The sequence below is a fragment of the Archaeoglobus sp. UBA230 genome, from assembly GCA_002507545.1.
In the GTDB taxonomy this organism is placed as follows: Archaea; Halobacteriota; Archaeoglobi; order Archaeoglobales; family Archaeoglobaceae; genus Archaeoglobus.
Genome location: DAVR01000021.1, coordinates 1 through 18,331 on the forward strand (window position 1 = coordinate 1; position 18,331 = coordinate 18,331).

Annotated in this window: 21 protein-coding genes and 1 pseudogene; 11 read left to right on the forward strand and 11 right to left on the reverse strand. The window is 44.3% G+C overall.

Annotation, left to right across the window (positions count from 1 at the left end):
- The coding region (locus BP688_RS05370; protein WP_290624556.1) for an RNA 2'-phosphotransferase at window positions 1-354 on the forward strand (354 nt) is incomplete at its 5' end.
- On the opposite strand, the gene tatC is transcribed toward BP688_RS05370, so the two are convergent.
- Entirely contained in the window at window positions 259-1,155 is an 897-nt protein-coding gene (gene tatC / locus BP688_RS05375; protein WP_290596628.1) for a twin-arginine translocase subunit TatC, read from the reverse strand. The genes BP688_RS05370 and tatC overlap by 96 nt on opposite strands.
- Before the next feature lie 30 nt (window positions 1,156-1,185).
- The gene (locus tag BP688_RS05380) at window positions 1,186-2,109 is read right to left on the reverse strand and encodes an MBL fold metallo-hydrolase (protein ID WP_290596627.1); all 924 of its coding nucleotides are present in this window, start codon (window positions 2,107-2,109) and stop codon (window positions 1,186-1,188) included.
- A gap of 70 nt (window positions 2,110-2,179) precedes the next feature.
- Here BP688_RS05380 and BP688_RS05385 point away from each other — a divergent pair, with 70 nt between their 5' ends.
- The 7 genes from BP688_RS05385 (at window position 2,180) to cobQ (ending at window position 11,648) form a co-directional block, all read left to right on the forward strand.
- Complete coding sequence (locus tag BP688_RS05385) at window positions 2,180-4,507, forward strand: formate C-acetyltransferase/glycerol dehydratase family glycyl radical enzyme (RefSeq protein WP_290596626.1); 2,328 nt, start codon at window positions 2,180-2,182, stop codon at window positions 4,505-4,507.
- Window positions 4,504-5,415, forward strand: coding sequence for a glycyl-radical enzyme activating protein (locus tag BP688_RS05390; protein ID WP_290623302.1), 912 nt, complete (start codon window positions 4,504-4,506; stop codon window positions 5,413-5,415). The genes BP688_RS05385 and BP688_RS05390 overlap by 4 nt, the downstream gene beginning before the upstream one ends.
- A 75-nt stretch (window positions 5,416-5,490) precedes the next feature.
- The gene (locus BP688_RS05395) at window positions 5,491-7,008 is read left to right on the forward strand and encodes an AMP phosphorylase (RefSeq protein ID WP_290623300.1); all 1,518 of its coding nucleotides are present in this window, start codon (window positions 5,491-5,493) and stop codon (window positions 7,006-7,008) included.
- Entirely contained in the window at window positions 7,005-8,519 is a 1,515-nt protein-coding gene (locus BP688_RS05400; RefSeq protein ID WP_290596623.1) for an AMP phosphorylase, read from the forward strand. Before BP688_RS05395 ends, BP688_RS05400 begins: the two co-directional genes overlap by 4 nt.
- 1 nt (window position 8,520) lies before the next feature.
- Window positions 8,521-9,639, forward strand: a complete 1,119-nt coding sequence (locus BP688_RS05405) for a citrate/2-methylcitrate synthase (RefSeq protein WP_290596622.1) — start codon at window positions 8,521-8,523, stop codon at window positions 9,637-9,639.
- 38 nt (window positions 9,640-9,677) lie between these two features.
- Entirely contained in the window at window positions 9,678-10,202 is a 525-nt protein-coding gene (rplJ, locus tag BP688_RS05410; RefSeq protein WP_290596621.1) for a 50S ribosomal protein L16, read from the forward strand.
- Between the two features lie 42 nt (window positions 10,203-10,244).
- Entirely contained in the window at window positions 10,245-11,648 is a 1,404-nt protein-coding gene (cobQ, locus tag BP688_RS05415; RefSeq protein WP_290596620.1) for a cobyric acid synthase CobQ, read from the forward strand.
- A gap of 124 nt (window positions 11,649-11,772) precedes the next feature.
- Here cobQ and BP688_RS05420 read toward each other — a convergent pair whose 3' ends face one another.
- Window positions 11,773-12,264 (reverse strand): BglII/BstYI family type II restriction endonuclease, encoded by a 492-nt coding sequence (locus tag BP688_RS05420; protein WP_290596619.1) that lies wholly within the window; start codon window positions 12,262-12,264, stop codon window positions 11,773-11,775.
- Window positions 12,261-13,231: pseudogene (locus tag BP688_RS05425) on the reverse strand (DNA-methyltransferase). Before BP688_RS05425 ends, BP688_RS05420 begins: the two are co-directional and overlap by 4 nt.
- Before the next feature lie 171 nt (window positions 13,232-13,402).
- Here BP688_RS05425 and BP688_RS05430 point away from each other — a divergent pair.
- A complete protein-coding gene (locus BP688_RS05430) occupies window positions 13,403-13,729 on the forward strand; it encodes a nucleotide pyrophosphohydrolase (RefSeq protein ID WP_290596618.1) in 327 nt (108 codons plus the stop codon).
- 2 nt (window positions 13,730-13,731) lie between these two features.
- Here the strand turns inward: BP688_RS05430 and BP688_RS05435 are convergent, their stop codons facing one another.
- The 6 genes from BP688_RS05435 to BP688_RS05460 are packed head-to-tail and all read right to left on the reverse strand — an operon-like array spanning window position 13,732 to window position 16,510.
- Window positions 13,732-14,745: a site-2 protease family protein gene (locus BP688_RS05435; RefSeq protein ID WP_290596617.1), complete on the reverse strand. Its 1,014-nt coding sequence runs from the start codon at window positions 14,743-14,745 to the stop codon at window positions 13,732-13,734.
- Window positions 14,742-15,140, reverse strand: a complete 399-nt coding sequence (locus tag BP688_RS05440; RefSeq protein ID WP_290596616.1) for a DUF126 domain-containing protein — start codon at window positions 15,138-15,140, stop codon at window positions 14,742-14,744. Before BP688_RS05440 ends, BP688_RS05435 begins: the two co-directional genes overlap by 4 nt.
- Window positions 15,141-15,160: 20 nt before the next feature.
- Window positions 15,161-15,301 carry a TFIIB-type zinc ribbon-containing protein gene (locus tag BP688_RS05445; RefSeq protein ID WP_290596615.1) on the reverse strand — a complete coding sequence of 47 codons (141 nt, stop codon included), beginning with the start codon at window positions 15,299-15,301 and terminating at the stop codon, window positions 15,161-15,163.
- Between the two features lie 3 nt (window positions 15,302-15,304).
- Window positions 15,305-15,556: a 50S ribosomal protein L37Ae gene (rpl37A, locus tag BP688_RS05450; RefSeq protein WP_290596614.1), complete on the reverse strand. Its 252-nt coding sequence runs from the start codon at window positions 15,554-15,556 to the stop codon at window positions 15,305-15,307.
- Between the two features lie 40 nt (window positions 15,557-15,596).
- Window positions 15,597-16,133: a PUA domain-containing protein gene (locus BP688_RS05455; protein WP_290596613.1), complete on the reverse strand. Its 537-nt coding sequence runs from the start codon at window positions 16,131-16,133 to the stop codon at window positions 15,597-15,599.
- Window positions 16,100-16,510, reverse strand: coding sequence for a hypothetical protein (locus tag BP688_RS05460; RefSeq protein WP_290596612.1), 411 nt, complete (start codon window positions 16,508-16,510; stop codon window positions 16,100-16,102). The genes BP688_RS05455 and BP688_RS05460 overlap by 34 nt, the downstream gene beginning before the upstream one ends.
- A gap of 119 nt (window positions 16,511-16,629) precedes the next feature.
- Here BP688_RS05460 and BP688_RS05465 point away from each other — a divergent pair, with 119 nt between their 5' ends.
- Both BP688_RS05465 and tmk read left to right on the forward strand, forming a co-directional pair.
- Entirely contained in the window at window positions 16,630-16,884 is a 255-nt protein-coding gene (locus BP688_RS05465) for a nucleoside triphosphate pyrophosphohydrolase family protein (RefSeq protein ID WP_290596611.1), read from the forward strand.
- Window positions 16,885-16,904: 20 nt separating this feature from the next.
- Entirely contained in the window at window positions 16,905-17,495 is a 591-nt protein-coding gene (tmk, locus tag BP688_RS05470; protein WP_290596610.1) for a dTMP kinase, read from the forward strand.
- Here the strand turns inward: tmk and BP688_RS05475 are convergent.
- Window positions 17,469-18,308 carry a CBS domain-containing protein gene (locus BP688_RS05475; protein WP_290596609.1) on the reverse strand — a complete coding sequence of 280 codons (840 nt, stop codon included), beginning with the start codon at window positions 18,306-18,308 and terminating at the stop codon, window positions 17,469-17,471. The two genes, tmk and BP688_RS05475, sit on opposite strands and share 27 nt — an antisense overlap.
- Window positions 18,309-18,331: the final 23 nt, after the last annotated feature.

The following is an 18,331-nucleotide window of genomic DNA, read 5'->3' on the forward strand; positions in this document are numbered from 1 at the left end:
AAATTTTTTGGGACTATACACTCTCCTGAAAACTTTGAATCCATTATAGAAAGGGGGCTGCTTCCGATGAAACGAAGAGAAGTGCACATGTGTGCAACGCCTGAGGAGGCGATCGAAGTTGGCAAAAGGTATGCCAAGAACCCACTTCTGATCGAAATAGACGCTGAACTTGCTTTAAAGGCTGGAATCGAAATAAGAAAGAAGGGTAGAGTTTACACAGCCGACCATATTCCACCTAACTTTCTGTGTGTGAAGGGTTCAGCTACCTCCTTCCTTAATACCCCTCCTCCCGAAAAACCTGACAAAGATGAGACTTATCTCAAAAAACACCACCATCGGAACGGCTACCATTAGCTGGGTAAAAACATCGGGTGGTGTTGTTATTGCACCAACGACAAAGAATGCCACGTAGATGTGCCGTCTGTAGTAAGCCAGAGTCCCATACTCAACGATCCCATTTCTCACGAGGAAGAACATCACAACAGGGAGTTCAAACACGAGGCCGAACAGGACGAGCATGAGTGCAACAAAATTCACGAATTCTGCAAGGCTGTAGAGTGGTACTGCACCCTGAGCAACCGCCATTGTATACAAAAAGCGTATAAAGAGTTTCATCATATTGTACCCGTAAATAACGCCCATTACAAAGAGGATGATGGAGGCAAGAGCATACTTGAAGGCGGTAGTTTTTTTGATTGTCAGGTCTTGCATAATCCCGCGAGTTCTTAAGGTTCTCAAGATAACGTAAAAAATGTAGGGTAGTGCAGCGGCAATTCCGACGGCAAGAGATATTTTGAGATTAAGTAGCAAACCCTCAAGAGGGCGCGTAAGCACGGGTGACGATGTTAACTCCATTGCGATCCTCACAAGCCTTTTTGATGCTTCAAAGGCGATAGTTCTGTTTACTTCAGAGGGATGATAGGCGTAATTTTCAAAAGCGTTCGTTATGTTCTTTAATTCTTCAACAATCTCGATAATCTTTTCTTTGTTCTCAAATACCATCTCCGATGGGAAAAGGTCGTGAAGTATTTTTCCAATGATAAGATTTGCCCCGAAGGTAAAAAATATGGAACTTACGGCAATGACAATTATAACGATCTTGAAAACTTCTTTCCTTAACCCAAGTATAATCTCCGCCCAATCTCTCGCTTCCACACAATCTCGACGGCTCGCATGTATAAAAAATTAGGGCTCACAGTAGTTCGTGAAAACGTAATCGAGAATGCCACGTAATGAGTTATTTATAAAGAAATCTTCTCTCCTTTTGATGTCCTCATCGAGCAGATGATACCGTGAGAACCTCCTATCCTTCTCAAGCAGTTCTTCTCTCGCTTGCTTGAGTATTTGCTCTTCTCCCTCAAAATCCCTTCTGCACGCAATATCGTAAACTGTATCAACCCACAGTCTTAACTGCTTCTTTGCTTTTTCTATGATTTCCAAACTGTCCCTTTTAAACCCAAAGTGTCCAAAGCAAACTCTTTTACTCCCAAGCTCCTTCAGTCTCTCAAGGGAATTGTAGGCAACTTCAAAAATGAACTTTCTCGGAGTTGCGGGGCGTAGATAGTAGTCATTCTTGAGTGGCATGTGAACACCTGCAGCCTCCCCGATAAAGAGGAACTCGCCGAAAATATATGATTGGTGGTGTGCGGCATGTCCCGGTGTTTCCACAACCTCAATCTTTCTTCCGGCGAACTCCAACCCATTCACGTAAATGCCTTCCTCTTTTATCCCTTCTGGCTCACCATAAAATTCGGCTATTTCACCGAGTGCAACCTTTGACGCTTCCCAAAGCCTTGAAGGGTTTACGAGATGTCTTGATCCTCTTTCATGAACCACGACCTTGGCTTCGGGAAATTTCTTAAGGATGTCAGCTATACCACCTGCATGATCGAGATGGATGTGCGTGAGGAGAATATACTTGAGGTGTTCTATTTCAAGATATTTTAACGATTCAATAAGCTTGGGAATCGTTGAAGAGGGCCCAACATCTACCAAAACCCCGCTATTCCCGTCTTTAATCACCCAAGAACTTATAAACTTCCTGAATCCCTCAATTCTCTGGGGTAAATCAACAAGATACAGATTCTCCGCTATTTCCAGAATGTTCATATTTGTTACATGGTTTCAAGCTTAAAAACATTTTTTGAAAATTTTAAGTAATTTATCATTAACTCTCCTCATGGACAGAATTGAGAGACTCGTTGGGAATCTGGCAAAACCTTCAAGACTCAGTGTGGAGAGAGCCAAGCTGTATACGGATTCAATGAGACAGACCGAAGGAGAAGCAATGATATTGAGGCAAGCAAAAGCTCTGAAAAATATTCTTGAGAACATACCGATTCAGATACTCGATGGCGAATTAATTGTTGGAACCATGCTCCCCAACCCTCCAGGAGCAATTCTTTTTCCAGAGGGTGTCGGGCTCAGATTGATAAATGAACTCGACACCCTGCCTACAAGGGAAACAAATAGGTTGCTTGTTGACGAAGAAGATGCAAGAGTTCTCAGAGAGGAAATAGCCCCTTACTGGCAGAAAAGAACAATTGAGACCTTTGCATATCCACTAATGCCCGATGTTATGGGTGTCCTTTACACTGGCTCAGTCTTTGTTCTAACCGAGCTTGCTGGGATATCCCATGTTGCAATAAATTATCCGTATCTAATGAGAAGAGGATTCAGATGGTTTCTGGAGGAAAGTAAGAGGAGGATTAAAGAACTTGAGGAGAACGGCGTTTGCGAGGGAGAGAAATATGTATTTTATCATGCAGCGAGAATAGTTTCTGAGGCGGTGATAAACTACGGTTTGAGATACGCTGAACTTGCGGAGAGGCTCGCAGAAGAGATTGAGAATGAAACGAGAAAGGATGAGCTCTTGAAGATTGCAGACATCTGCAAGAAAGTTCCGGCAGAGAAGCCAGAGAGCTTCTGGGAAGCTGTTCAGTTTCTATGGCTTGTGCAATCCGCCCTTCATCAGGAGAATTATGAACAAGCTATTTCGATGGGAAGAATTGACCAGTATCTCTTTCCATACTACTACAGAGACCTGAAGGAAGGCAGGATTGACAAGCATATGGTGTTTGAAATTCTCGCGAATCTGTGGGTTAAGACGAACGAGATAGTTCCCCCCTTTGACTCCCTGCTTGAACAGTTCTTCAGCGGTCAGACGACGAATCAGGCTTTAACAATTGGAGGGTGTGATATCTATGGAAGAGACGCTACAAATGAGCTGACGTATCTCATGCTTGAAGTTACGAACAGACTCAGGCTTAGGCAGCCGAACGTCCACGTGAGAGTGAGCAAAAGAACTCCTGAAGACTTTCTGGTCAGACTTGCTGAAGTTATAGCTTCAGGTTGCAATGCCATAGCTTTGTTTAATGACGATGTTGCGGTTGAAGCCCTCAGAACGGTGGGCGTGAGAGACGAGGATGCTTGGAATTACACCACAGTCGGCTGTGTGGAAATCGCACCCTTTGGTAACAGCTTCACCTCCAGCGATGCTGCCCTGATAAACGTTGCCAAAGCTCTGGAGTACGCAATGAACGAGGGGAGAGACATTCAGTTCGGTTATGAGTTTGGTGTAAAAACGGGAAAGGCAAAAACGCTGGAAGAGTTGATTGAGAACTTCAGAAAGCAGCTTTCACGTATCGTAAAGCTCGTTGTAAAAGGATGTAATGTTCTCGGCCATGCAAATGCTGAGATCAAACCAACACCGCTTTTGTCGCTCTGCATCGAGGACTGCTTTGAAGAGGGTAGAGACGTGACAAGGGGTGGAGCGAGATACAACTTCACGGGGATACAGGCTGTTGGCGTTGCTGATGTCGGAGATTCATTTGCAGCCATTGAAAGAGCTTTAGAAGCAGGATACACGATAGAAGAGATAATTGAAGCATGCAGGACAAACTTCGTTGACAATGAAGAGCTCCACAGAATCTTGAGTGAAAGCCCGAAGTACGGCAATGATGATGATAGAGCGGACAAATACACAAGGATGGTTCTTGAATTCTACTGCGATGAAGTCAACAGGCATAGAAACTTCAGGGGAGGGTATTTTGCTGCTGGCTGCTATCCTATGACCACAAATGTTGGATTCGGGTTCTTCACTTCAGCACTGCCATCGGGTAGGAAAGGCGGGGAAGCCCTAAATCCGGGTGTTAGCCCATCAACCGGGATGGATAGGGAAGGTATTACCGCCGTGATTAAGTCCGCTTCAAAGATGAACTATACAAAGATTCCCAATGGAGCGTCACTGACCTTAAATCTGAGCGAAAATGTGCTTGGGTCAAAGGGTATAGAGATCGTAAAGGCTCTGATCAAAAGTGCGGTGGATTTGGGCTGCATGCACGCTCAGTTCAACATTTTAAAGGCAGATGTTCTGAAAAAGGCTCAGGAAGAACCAGAGAAGTACAGATGGCTCCTTGTGAGGGTAGCTGGGTGGAGTGCCTACTTTGTGGAACTTTCAAAACCTGTGCAGGATGAGATAATTCGCAGGGTTTCATGCAAGCTATGAAGGGCAGGATATTCAGGATACAGAGGTTCTCGATCCACGATGGTTACGGAATAAGGACAACAGTCTTTCTGAAGGGGTGCCCCCTCCATTGCGTCTGGTGCCACAATCCAGAGTCGCAGAGTTTCGAGCCAGAGATCGGATATAAAGCTGAGAAATGTCTGTCATGCTATAAATGCGCTGAAGTCTGCGATAGAGGTGCAATTGTTCCAGCAGAGACAGGAATAGAAATAAACAGAGAGATGTGCGACGGATGTGGCAGATGTGTTGAGGTGTGCAGGGGTAGGGCTCTGGAGATGTTTGGAAAAGACGTTTCGGTTGAGGAAGTTATCGCTCTTGTTGAGAAGGACAGGGTATTCTATGAGAACTCTGGTGGAGGCGTAACATTTTCAGGTGGTGAGCCTTATTTTCAGCCTGAATTCCTCCTTGCACTGCTGAAAGCCTGTAAAAGCAGAGGGATAAACACGGCTGTTGACACCTCTGGTTACGCAAGATGGGAGGTTATTGAGAAAACTCTGCCCTTTGTGGATTTCTTCCTCTACGATTTGAAGGATTACAGAGATGAGAGGCACAGAAGAACGTGTGGAGCTGGCAATGAAACCATCCTTTTGAACCTCAAAAAGCTTGTTGACAGTGGAGTGGAGGTTATAGTCAGAATCCCCGTGATTCCGGGTTACAACTTTGAATACGAGGATTTTGAGGGATATTTGAGTGTTTTGGAGGATGCTGGAGTTGAAAGGGTTGATATCCTGCCCTACCATTCCCTTGCGAGGGACAAATACAGGTTGCTGGGTAGGGAATATATCCTGGAAACGCCAAGAATGGTCGAGAACGCTAAGAAAGCTGCCACAGAATTTGCTGTTTTCCTCGAGGGGAGGGGTCTGAAAGTCTCTGTTGGAGGATATTTTTAGTTTCATATATAATTTTACACTTTTTTTAAATTAACTTGGAAAAAGTTAATATTTCTGCAGATTCTTTCACTGCTGATGAAGTTTAAGGCAAAAATACTACCGCTTAGAACTGAAAGGGTGGCGGTTGTGCTGAGCCAAGATGATGCCGCCGAACTCGGTTTACTTCCTGGTGACAGGGTTAGGGTTAGTCTGGATAGAAGGTCCTTCGTTGCTGAGGTTGAAATTGCTTCAGAATTTGTAGATCAGGGGGAAGTGGGGGTATGCAGCTTTACCGCTGAAACGTGCAGTATTGAGGAAGAGTGTGTGGTTGAAATTGTCCCCTTTGCGAGACCGAAATCCGTCGAATACATTCGAAAGAAATTTGATGGTGGTAGATACGAGAGAGTTGAGATCGGGCAAATAATAAAGGATATCTCGGATGGTATCCTGAGCGATGTCGAGATGGCTGCCTTCATTCTCGCCAACGAGATTGTTGGGATGAGCGACGATGAAGTACAGTGGATGGTAGAGGCGATGGTCGAGAATGGAGAGAGAGTAAGCTTTGACAGAGGAGGAGTCGTTGATACTCACAGTATTGGGGGAGTGCCGGGGAACAGATACTCGATGATCACCGTTCCTACGGTGGCGGCAGCGGGACTGCTGATACCAAAGACTGCAAGCAGAGCCATAACCTCAGCCAGCGGTACTGCTGATACAATGGAGGTTCTGGCGGATGTGAATCTGAGTGTTGACGAGATAAAGGAGATAACCGAGAGAGTTGGAGGGGTTATAGCGTGGAATGCTGCTGCGGGGATAGCTCCGGCTGATGAGCAGATAATCAGAGTGGAGTACCAGCTTGAGATAAGCCCAAAGCCCCACCTGATGGCAAGCTTGATGGCAAAGAAGGTCGGAGGTGGGGCAAAGTTTATAGCAATAGACATTCCGATTGGAAGAGGGGCGAAGATAGAGAACATAGACCTCGGAAGGAGCTTTGCCAGCTCATTTATGGAGATCGGTAGAAAACTCAATCTGAAGGTTGCAGCTACATTAAGTGATGGAAGCCAACCTCTGGGCAACGCGATAGGACCTGCACTTGAAGCTAAGGAAGTTCTGAATGCAATGGAGAAGAAAAAAGGTGGAGATTTGGTTGAGAAGGCAATTGGTATTGCCGGCATTCTCTTTGAAATGACGGGTGTGGCGACCAACGGATACATGCATGCAAGAAAGATATTCGAGAGTGGTAAGACCCTTGAGAAGTTCAGGGAAATTGTTGCTGCACAGGGTGGGGATGAGAACGTGGGAGCTGATGATATTCCGGTGGGGGATAAGGTTTACACCCTTGAAGCTGTAAAGGATGGATACGTCAGAGAAGTGGATATTGCGGTTATTAACGAGATTGCAAGAACCGCTGGGGCTCCAAAGGATAAGGGAGCTGGGGTTTACGTGCACAAGAAGAGGGGAGAAGTTGTGAATGCCGGCGATCCTCTGCTTACAATATATGCTGAGAAGGATTGGAAGCTTGATAACGCGATTGAAGTTGCAAACACAAAGCAGAGCTTTGACATCTCGGGAGTGATCATCGAAAAGCTGTCCTACGGCAGGTGGTGGCCATGATGCTTAAGGCGATAAAGATACCATTCAAATCCGGGAGATTTGCGGTAATTCTTAATGAAGATGACGCGAGCGAGCTTGGAGTCAGAGAGGGAGATAGAGTAAAGATTAGATACGGTAAAGCTCATCTCATCGCAACTGTTCAGCTCACGAAAGAAATTGTCGGGAAGGGTTATGCTGGATTGACTGATCTGGCTTCTAACGAACTGGAAATTGTAGATGAAGCAAATATTGAGCTATTCCCTGTCCAGAAACCGAAAAGTGTTGAGTTGATTAAGAAAAAGACGAGAGGAGGGAAGCTAACTCAGGACGAGATTCGGAGAATTGTCGAAGATATAACAAACAACGCCCTGAGCGAGGTTGAGCTTACAGCTTTCGTTGTTTCTTCCATGCTTCGTGGGATGGATTTCGATGAGATTGAATGGCTCACGAGGTCAATGATAGAGACCGGAGAGAGGCTTTACTTTGACAGAGGGATTGTTGTGGATAAGCACAGTATTGGAGGGGTGCCGGGGAACAAAATATCGCTGATAATAGTTCCTACGGTGGCGGCAGCGGGGCTGCTGATACCAAAGACTGCAAGCAGAGCGATAACATCCGCCAGCGGAACAGCTGATACAATGGAGGTTCTGGCGGATGTGAATCTGAGTGTTGACGAGATAAAAGAGATAACCGAGAGGGTTGGAGGGGTTATAGCGTGGGGAGGAGCGACAAACATAGCCCCAGCAGATGATAAGATAATCAGAGTCGAGCATCCTCTGTCCATAGACCCTCGCCCACAGCTTCTTGCGAGTGTTATGGCGAAGAAGGGGTCAGTTGGTGCGAAGCATGCAGTAATTGATATCCCAGTTGGGGAGGGAGCAAAAATAGAGGATGCCGACGTTGCTCGCTCCCTTGCAAACGATTTTATCGAGCTTGGAAGGAGACTTGGGCTGAACGTGACCTCTGCCATCACTTACGGCGGACAGCCAATTGGTAGAACAGTTGGACCTGCACTTGAAGCTAAGGAAGCTTTGAAGGCTATGGAGGAAAGAAAAGGTTCTTCAAGCCTGCTCGAAAAGTCTCTTGGTATTGCCGGCATTCTCTTTGAAATGACGGGTGTGGCGACCAACGGATACATGCATGCGAGAAAGATATTCGAGAGTGGTAAGACCCTTGAGAAGTTCAGGGAAATTGTTGCCGCGCAGGGTGGGGATGAGAACGTGGGAGCTGATGATATTCCGGTGGGGGATAAGATTTACACCTTAAAATCCACCGTTGAAGGTGCTGTTGTGGCTGTGAGTAATAAAAGTATAGTAAAGATAGCAAGAACCGCTGGGGCTCCAAAGGATAAGGGAGCTGGGGTTTACGTGCACAAGAAGAGAGGAGAAGTTGTGAATGCTGGCGATCCTCTGCTTACAATATATGCTGAGAAGGATTGGAAGCTCGATAACGCGATTGAAGTTGCAATGGCTGAGAGGCCAATAGTTGTCTCCGGAATGGTACTGGAAGTTTACGGTAGGAGAGGTGTTTGAAATGAAAGATGGCTTGGAAGGTGTTATTGCGTGTGAAACGAAAATATCCAGAATCGAGCTTGTGGATGGAAAGGGTATTCTTGAATACAGAGGTTACGATATAAGAGATTTGGCGAGAAAATCAAGTTATGAGGAAGTGGCATATCTTCTTCTTTACGGTGAGCTACCCAAAAGATACGAGCTTCAGGATTTTAAAATTGAACTGGCTGAGAGAAGAGAACTGCCACCTCAGATAATCGGCCTGCTTACACATTTGCCCCCTTACACCCACCCGATGGTGGTTCTGAGAACTTCAACGAGTTACCTTGGATCACTCGATAAGAAAATTGATGTCAAAACGAGGGAAGAGAATCTTAACAAGGCTAAGAACCTCATTGCGAAATTTCCAACCATAATTGCGTATTATCACAGAATAAGGACTGGAAAAAACGTGATCCCCCCCACTCTGGAACTCGGCCACGCAGCAAACTTTCTATACATGCTCAGCGGAGAAGAACCGAGCAGAACTGCTGAAAGAGCTCTTGACATGGATTTAATCCTGCATGCCGAACACGAGCTAAACGCATCAACCTTTGCCGCAAGGATTGCAGCATCAACGCTCGCAGATATGTATGCTTGCATCGTTGCAGCTACTGGAACGCTCATGGGACCGCTGCATGGTGGAGCTGCGCAGGAAGTGATGAAGATGCTGAGAGAAGTTGCTTCACCAAGAAGGGCAGAGGAATACGTCAAGAAAAAAATAGAGAAAGGAGAAAGGATAATGGGGTTCGGACACAGAGTATACAGGGGTATAATAGACCCGAGAGCCGAGTTGCTGAAGAGGCTCGCCAAAAAACTCTCAATGGAAGGGGTGCCAAGGTGGTTTGAAATAAGCGAGGCGATTGCGAAGGCTGCATACAGGTATAAGAGGTTACTGCCAAACGTTGATTTTTATTCAGCAAGCGTTTATGCGAACCTTGGAATTCCGGATGACCTTTTCATCAACATATTTGCAATGGGGAGAATTGCGGGATGGACGGCACATGTAATCGAGCAATATGAGAACAACAGGCTGATAAGGCCGAGAGCAAAGTATGTTGGAGATAAAGATAAGAAATACAAACCTCTCACAGAAAGGTGATGGAAAGGTTTATTTGACATAACGAAGTGGGGTGGAGCATGGCAAGAAAACCAGCGAGGATGTGGAGGAGGCTTGAAAGGCCTTATACAAGGATTGAATACATAGACGGCGTTCCGGGAACAAGAGTTAGGATGTTCGACATGGGAAACAAGAGTGCAGACTTTCCGGTCATGGTTACACTTGTGGCTAAGGAAGCAGTGCAGATAAGAGAGAACGCTCTTGAGGCCGCAAGAGTTGTCGCAAATAAGTATGTTGCAAGAGCCGCAGGCAGCAGTAACTACAAGTTAAAGCTCCGAATCTTCCCACACCACATTCTGAGGGAGCATAAGATGGCTGTTGGTGCTGGAGCTGACAGAATCTCTCAGGGAATGAGAGCAGCATTTGGCAAACCAGTGGGCAGGGCTGCAAGAGTTAAGCCCGGAACGAAGATAATGTCGGTGTGGGTTAAACCAGAACACTTTGAGGTTGCGAAAGAGGCTTTAAGAAGGGCTGCAATGAAAATGCCAACCCCAACCAAAATAGTAGTTGAAAAGGGTAGAGAACTGCTTAAAGGTAAGGTTTGATTTTCAGATAAACTTATTTTTAGTCCAGTTTACTTTCTTCGGATGTCATCACTGCTTATTGGAGGGGCTACAAGCAGTGCAGGAAAGAGTCTGATAACGGCTGCATTTTGCAGAATTTTGGCAAAGAGAGGTTATGATGTTGCTCCTTTCAAAGCTCAGAACATGAGCCTTAATTCTTTCGTTACTAAGAAGGGCAAGGAGATTGCAATAGCCCAAGCGTATCAGGCATTTGCTGCTGGCATCGAACCAGATGAGAGGATGAACCCGATACTGCTGAAGCCGAAGGGGAACTTTGTCTCCCAGCTTGTTGTGATGGGTGAAGCTGTAGGAGATGTAGATTCAAGGAACTATTACCGGAACGAGATTGGATGGTTGAAAAGGGTGGTGGAGGAGGCTTACACAAGTCTTGCCGAGGAATACGACTTTGTAGTTATCGAAGGTGCTGGAGGGATGGCCGAGATAAACCTTTACGAGAGGGATTTGGCCAACATCCACATCACGAGGTTTGCAAAGCCGGATATTGTGATTGTTGGAGACATTGACAGGGGCGGGGTTTTTGCTTCCCTCTTTGGCACATACACTCTACTTCCTGAGGACTTGAAAACAATGGTAAAGGGCTTTGTGATTAACAGGCTAAGGGGAAGAGAAGACGTGCTTTACAGCGGGATAAGGAAGCTTGAGATGATTACAGGAGTTCCGGTGCTTGGAATTCTTCCATATCTCGAATACAGCTTTCCTTCAGAGGACTCTCTGAACATCGAGGAGTGGGATGATGCCGGGCAAAGACCCATCGGTATCGTCAGGTTACCAAGAGTTTCAAACTTCACCGATTTTGAGTTCATCAGGCCCTTTGTAAGATTTCTTGACCTGAACTCGGAAATTGATGAATGTGAGATCGTGATAATTCCGGGGACAAAGGATACCATTGCCGACTTGAAAGATTTGAAAAGGTCAAGACTGGGTGAGGATATAATCAGAAGGGCGGGTGAGATTCCGGTCATCGGGATATGTGGTGGTTACCAGATTATGGGTAGAGAACTCGTTGATTGTGGTGTGGAGCACGGAAAGGTTAGGGTTAGGGGATTGGGGTTACTTGATGCCGTGACGAGATTCGAGAAGTTTGAGAAGAGGACAGTGCAGGTTGTGAAGAGAGTTAACGGTGAAGGAGTAATTCTGGACAGGATTGCAGGACAGAAAGTTTGGGGATACGAGATACACAAGGGAATTACCGAATCAAGTAGGCCAGTTTTTGAGAATGATGGGTGTGTAAGCGAGGACGGAATGTGCTGGGGAACTTATTTGCACGGGCTCTTCTGGAACAGCAATGTTATGAAAGCCTTAGGGAACTATCTCGGCGTGAAAATTGAAAGGGAGGATGACTGGGTGGAGGTTATTGCGAGAGAGGTTGAGAGGAGGCTGAAACTGGAGGTTGTTTTCGAGTTCTGAGTGCTTTCTTTCAAGCTCAGTTTGCAAAAAACAAAGTTCCTGTTTTTATGGTGCTATACCTAACACAAGTACTGGTATGTCTATATCAGCTTCTCCTCTATTTTTTAAATCCCACACTATCTGCTCAAAAAAAGGATACACCCGTTGACATCATATCTTGCATTTCCTTTACCGGGACTATCTCCACTCCAGCGTCAATAATATCAAGATTATGAAAAATTGTCATCTTTGCTGATACATTATATACCATAAATGCATATTTGCCAAACTGTACTTCAACACCAATCCTATTTTTTACATAATCCATTTCTCTGTATGCGTTATCTATGATTTTTAAAGGTTTGTAACTGGGAAGATAATACGTGTCTTCATATATACACTGCACCTTAACAGAACTCCAACCCCTCTTGGTGAATTCGTCTTTAAAAAACTTGTTCAGACATCTTGGGTTATAAAGAACTCTTCCTTTCATCGTTTTTTCCTTACTAACCTTGTTCAGACATTTTTCCGCGTCAACAGATTGAATAACCTCATATATCTCCTCCAATTCTCTGGGACAGTTTTCTTTAAGGTATCTTTCTCCACCTTTTATTTGATACTTGGCAACTATTTTCATTTAATCCACTCTTCTAACGGTTTCTTTAGCCACTCTATCGGTGGTCGGGCAACTTTTTCTGTGCCTTTTGGCTGATAAACTGGCTTGCCAAGTGGTCGTCTTTTTAAGTTACCTTCTATCGCAGACACTATTCTCTGATACGCTATATCTGTGTATTCTTTTTCCTTATCTACTCCCATAACTTTGCGGTTGTGGATTAGTCCAGCAACAAGAGACGAGCCTACACCTACAAAAGGATCGAATACCCAATCACCCTCATTGGTCAAGGCCAATACCAACCTTTCCACGAGTTCTATGGGGAACTGACATGGATGTACCGTTTTCTCTGGATGGTTAGCTTTAACGTTTGGGATATTCCATATTTCACTTTCCCAATCTTTTAATAGAATCTCCCACACATCTGTAGGATTCTTTCCCAAAGGGTGGCAACTGGGTTTCCCTTTATTCGGCCCTTTATAAGCCCTCTTTCCAGGATATTTTTGCGGTATTCTTACAGCGTCGAGATTAAATATGTAGTCATCACTTTTTGTATAACTTCGTATCTACCAGAGAATCTTTTCTTTGCATGCAATCCATGCCCAAAGTGCCAAATTATCCTATTTCGTAGCTTTAGCCCTAATTTTTTAAATACAGTGTAAAAATAGATGTCCAGTGGAAAGACTTCTCCATCTTTAACATAGTTTCCAATTTCCCAACATATGCTACCATTTGGCTTTAGAATTCTTACACATTCTTTAATAACTTCTTCCTGCCATTTTATGTAGTTTCTGAATTCTAAAGTCTCCTCATATGGTTTCCCAATGTTATATGGTGGCGAAGTCACCACCAGCGTTGCTATGTTACTCGGTACTGTTTTCAGAAATTCTAACACGTCGTTCCATGATAGGATTATGTCGTATCCTTCTTTGAAGACCTTGTCATAGAGTAATTTCTTACCACGCACCTCAGTTTCTAATGGAAAAGGCATTTCACCTATATTCACGTTTAGGAAGTCGCTAATAGGTTTAAAATAAATTTTGTGGTTTCTGTTTTTATATTTCAAATATTTTTATTATAATTCTGAATTATTTTACAACCAACTTTTGGAACTTTGCAAGCTTAAAGTAAAACTCTTTATGACATTATCCAGAGTAATTTCATGTGCCTCGAAGAACTCTTCAATATCCTTAGAGAGTTCAGAGACAGCAGAAACTGGCAGAAATACCACACGCCAAAAAATCTTGCTTCCTCAATAGTAATCGAAGCTTCGGAATTGTTGGAGCTTTTCCAGTGGACGAGAAGTAGAGAGGACGAGGAAAAGGTTATCAGGGAAAGAAGGGGAGAGGTTGAAGATGAAGTCGCCGATATTCTGATTTACTTGCTCTTCTTCTGTGACACTGCTGAAATAGATATTGTTGAGGCCTTCAGAAAGAAAATGGCGAAAAATGAGGCGAAGTATCCTAAGGACGTAAAAATTGATTTCTAAAATCAGTAGTAGAAGGGTACGGGTGTAAAGCAGAGCAGAGCCAATATAAAAGCGAAGAGCCCAACGACATACCTCTCCAACCCTATGGGTGTTTCATCGTCTATCGGCTTTGGATGTCTCTGCATCGAGAAGAAGAAGGTGATGACCCCCCAGAAAACCCATATGGTGTTGGGCTGGTTCAAAGCCCGCATCACATACAGCCCATAGCCAATGAGGATTACGGGCATGAATTTCGAAATTGTTTCGCTCATCTCACCTACCATCGCCCTCATCACGTGCCCACCGTCAAGCTGCCCCACCGGTAGCATGTTCAGGAAGGTGACAAAAAAGCCTACCCAACCAGCAAAGGCGACGGGATGAATGGCTTCTTTATTGTAATGTAGGACATACAGCATTGCATCGAAAATTGGCGGAGTGCCGATGTAAAGCGTTGGTTCTGCCCTAAGCTCAAAGGGTAGCTGCAACCCGATTACTACGACGATTATCGAGGCCACAATTCCGGTTATAGGGCCTGCTACACCAACATCGAAAAGGGCTTTTCTATTGGGGATCGCTCCTCTGTGCCTTATCACCGCTCCAAGAGTGCCGATAATGGTAGGAAATGGAATAAAGTAGGGTAAGGACGTTTTCATCCTCCACCTTCTCGCGGCAAAGTAGTGACCCATCTCGTGACTTCCAAGAACGAACATTATCGCAAGTGAGAACATCACACCTCCAAGGATATCTATTTCCTTACCATAGAAGGTTGAGCCCACCAAAGTGGTTGTTACGAAGGTAGCAATGAGGAGGAGAACGTTTACAATGTAGTTTTCCCTCACTACTGTCTTTCTCAACTCAAGAACCATTTCGCCATAGTAATAGCGCAAAGAGATTTCATACTCCTGCGATAGCATTTGGAGAAACCCCCTTATCTCAACATCACTCGCAACAGGCATTACGTAGAATCTCATAGTCTCTCCAACTCTTTCCTCCGAGTATACTCTGAAGTATTTCTCGATCTCTTCTCTTAGATTCATTTTATCAGCTCCACATAACCATTTTTTGCGTCAACCCTTAACCTGTCTCCGGTTTTAACCATTTCGAAGAAAACCTCGTCATTGACCTCAACAAGCGGAATTCCTGCGATTACAGCTCCTACAGCGATGATTGGCTCAGTCTTTCGATTTACTATCGCATTCGGAGCAACACCATTCTTTTTCAAGTTCAGAAGCACGTAAGTTCCGACAGTTGAACCCTTTCCACCAGGAAAAATTAGAATTTTGCCTGCAACACTTTGCCCCTTTAAGTCTGAATCTGCCACTACAACTCCAGTGTCTTTATCCACCCCTCCAAGAAAAGAAATGTGCTCTCTTGAAACAAGCGCTTCTCCTTCAGCATAACCTCTGCTTACGATCTTGCATTTGAATTTCACAAAAGAAGTGGTATCAATTATTATATGGCTTTTACCCTCTTCTTCTTTGCAAGCGGTCTCGGCTTGATCAGAATTCTGCCGCCACAGTTCGTGCACTGAATGAGACTCCTTTCGGGGTCGATATCAACCTCCGCCCCACAAATAAGGCAGATGTAGGACATAAATCACCTCAGAGATTTCTCAACTATTTTGCCGCCTGGTGTGACTGGTTGATAACAGCCACCTGCAAATTTATACCCGCAGTGTCTGCACTCCCAGATGCCTGTTCCAGCTCTTTTAACCGCTTTTTTCCCGCATTTTCTGCAGACATACTTCTGCCTCTGCAGCACGTCAATTTCAACCCATGTTCTGCGAACCCTTAGTCCATAGCGCGGTCCGAACCTGCCCGCTGATCTCACTTTTTTCGTTCTGCCCATGAAGTTTGGGAGTGAGGATTGCATTTAATATTTTCCCATCCTAAAAAGACTCGTAGAGTCTGACGTGTCTTATGTATTCCCCTCTGTCGGTCAGATTCTCAATTACAACCCTATCTGGATCAACATCCCAAATTTTCTCTGCTGGAAATCTACTCTTTCCGATTCCAATTATGTCTCCATGCTTGTTGGATACGAAAACTACCTCATTTTCTCCGAAATCACCCGCTTTAATAACTGAAGAGGAGAATATATCCCTACCATAAAGAAAAAGCATTTCTCCCCTCTCGTTCACCCACACCTTCTTCTTATCCTTTCTTACCAACCAGAAAGACCCCTCCAAGGAAAGTCTTAACCTCCTACCAACTTCTCCAACTTTTATTCCGGCATTGTAGATTATATCTGGATCAAGCTTCTTTAAAAACTCTGCAAGGTCTTTTGAAAGGGCAAATAATTCCTTCCTATCCTCTCCCTCCTTCACAAAAACAGAATATTTTTCAAGAAAACTTTTTGAGTCAAAATAACTCAAGGCTTTTTTAATTACCTTCAATTCCTTCTTATTCGGCTCTCTAAGTGCCATAGTATCGCCTTTGTGACATTCCTGTAATCTCCGTCTATCCTAAAGGACTCGACAGTGTTAACTATTACATCTTCTCCCACCTTTACCCTCATCTTGCCCTTTATATCATCGGGCAGCACAACCTCTCCGTTTGCCGTCATCCCATAGCAATCCATGTTTTCCTCAACAGCCACGACAACAAAGCGGTGTTTGAAGAAATACGGTCTTCTATCATCGAACGTTCTTAGAGTTGCGAACGTCTCGTTGGGTATGATGGACGTGTTTACTTCCAATGCCTTTGCATTTATTCCAATCTCATTTCTATCAAGTTCGTAGCTAAACCCACCAACTTTGCTCAGATACGTGTCCGAAATTACCTCCACCGGATACTTATACATCGTCCATACTTTTTTAAAGACCAGAATATATCACTTTCGGTCAATTTAGCAATTAATCATTTACAATTATAGAGAAATCTGAAACAATCTGTTAAATAACCACCATCAAAATTTCCTTCATGGACTACTGGCAGGTTATGGAGAAATTCTCCAGAGCTATGTATGGAAAATACATTAGGAGGGTTAACAAACTGGGAAATACTCCTGAACCTTGGAAGGACTTCCCAACAGATTTGCTTATTAAAAGGCTCTTTGAGGAAGTTGATGAATTAGAGGATGCCCTAAGAAGTTCAGACGACGAGGGTGTCGCAGAAGAGTTGCTGGATGTGGCAAACTTCTGCATGTTTCTGTGGGCGAAGCTGAAACTTTATTAACCAGCCTCAGACTTGAATTGATGCTAATTGCTGTTGAGGGAATAGACGGGACAGGGAAAACCACGATAAGTAAATATATCGCAGAATTTCTGGGTAAGAAGGGTTTTGACTGTGTTTTGCTTAGAGAGCCAGGAGACAGTGTTTACGGTAATAGGATAAGAAATACCAAGCAAAGATTGAAGCCTGAAGAAGAGCTTGAGCTTTTCATGCTCGACAGGGTAGAGGACGTGAAGAAAAACATTCTGCCAGCCCTTAAGGAGGGAAAAGTTGTCGTTATGGACAGATACTACTACTCAACCATTGCCTACCAAGGAGCGAGGGGACTTGACGCTGAGAAAATCAGAAGATTGAATGAGGAGATTGCCCCAAAGCCCGATCTGATCATACTGCTCGATGCTGATCCTGAAGTTGTTCTGAAAAGAATTAAATCAAGAGGAAATCTAACACCCTTCGAGGACTTTGAATACTTGAAAAAGGTCAGGAAGATTTTCTTAGATTATGCCGACGACAGAACGGTGATTATAGACGCTTCGAAACCACTTGATGAAGTAAAGGAGGATGTAAAAAAAATCTTGTGTAAGTTTTTAAACTTCAAGAAGGACTCTGATTAAGTCTTTATCCCTCACCATCCCCATCAATCTATTCTCCGAATCGAGAACTGGAATGTAGTCCAAATCGCTCTGAACCATCTTTCTCGCACACTTTGAAACGCTTGCTTGTGGATAAACAAACTCTGGCTTCTTCATGTAGTTTTTAACAGGCTCCTTTGGCAGTTTAACAACGCTAACCTCAAAGTACTTTATCGTGTAGTCCCTGATTGCATCCCAGCTCCAGCTATCATCCGTGTCAGAGGATGACGAGTAGGCAGTCTGTTCAATGAAATCCTCGATAAGGGTTTCAGTCAGCATGATTTTCTCGTCAATTATGCCGACAAGCTCGTCGTTTTCGTTGAGTATGCCCACGAGTTCAGAGTTAGAGAGCCTCATTATCTCTCCTACAACGTTTAGTGGTGTCTCATCCCACACACAGACAATGTGGGGCGTGATATACTCTTTTACAGCCTTTTCGATACTCATCTCAGCTATCTTCTTGATTATATCCCTAACTGTAATTATGCCCACAAGCTTGTTGTCCTCAACCACTGGGAGTCTTCTGAAGGGTGTGGATGTTAGAATTCTGACCACTTCTTTAACATCGGCATCAGCATCTACGGTGGTGGGGTTGGGGGTCATAAGGAGGGCAAGCTGATTCTCCTCTATTTTCCTCAGAATGTCTTTCCTTGTTACAATACCTACAAGATTTGAGTTTTTGAGAATTGGGACGGCAGAAATTTCATATTTTTTGAAAAGCTCCAGTACCTTTTCACGGGTACTTGGAAGGGTTGCATAAATAACATTTGAGTTCATTATTTCAGCAGCCTTCATTGCATCTCGATAATTCATTTGAG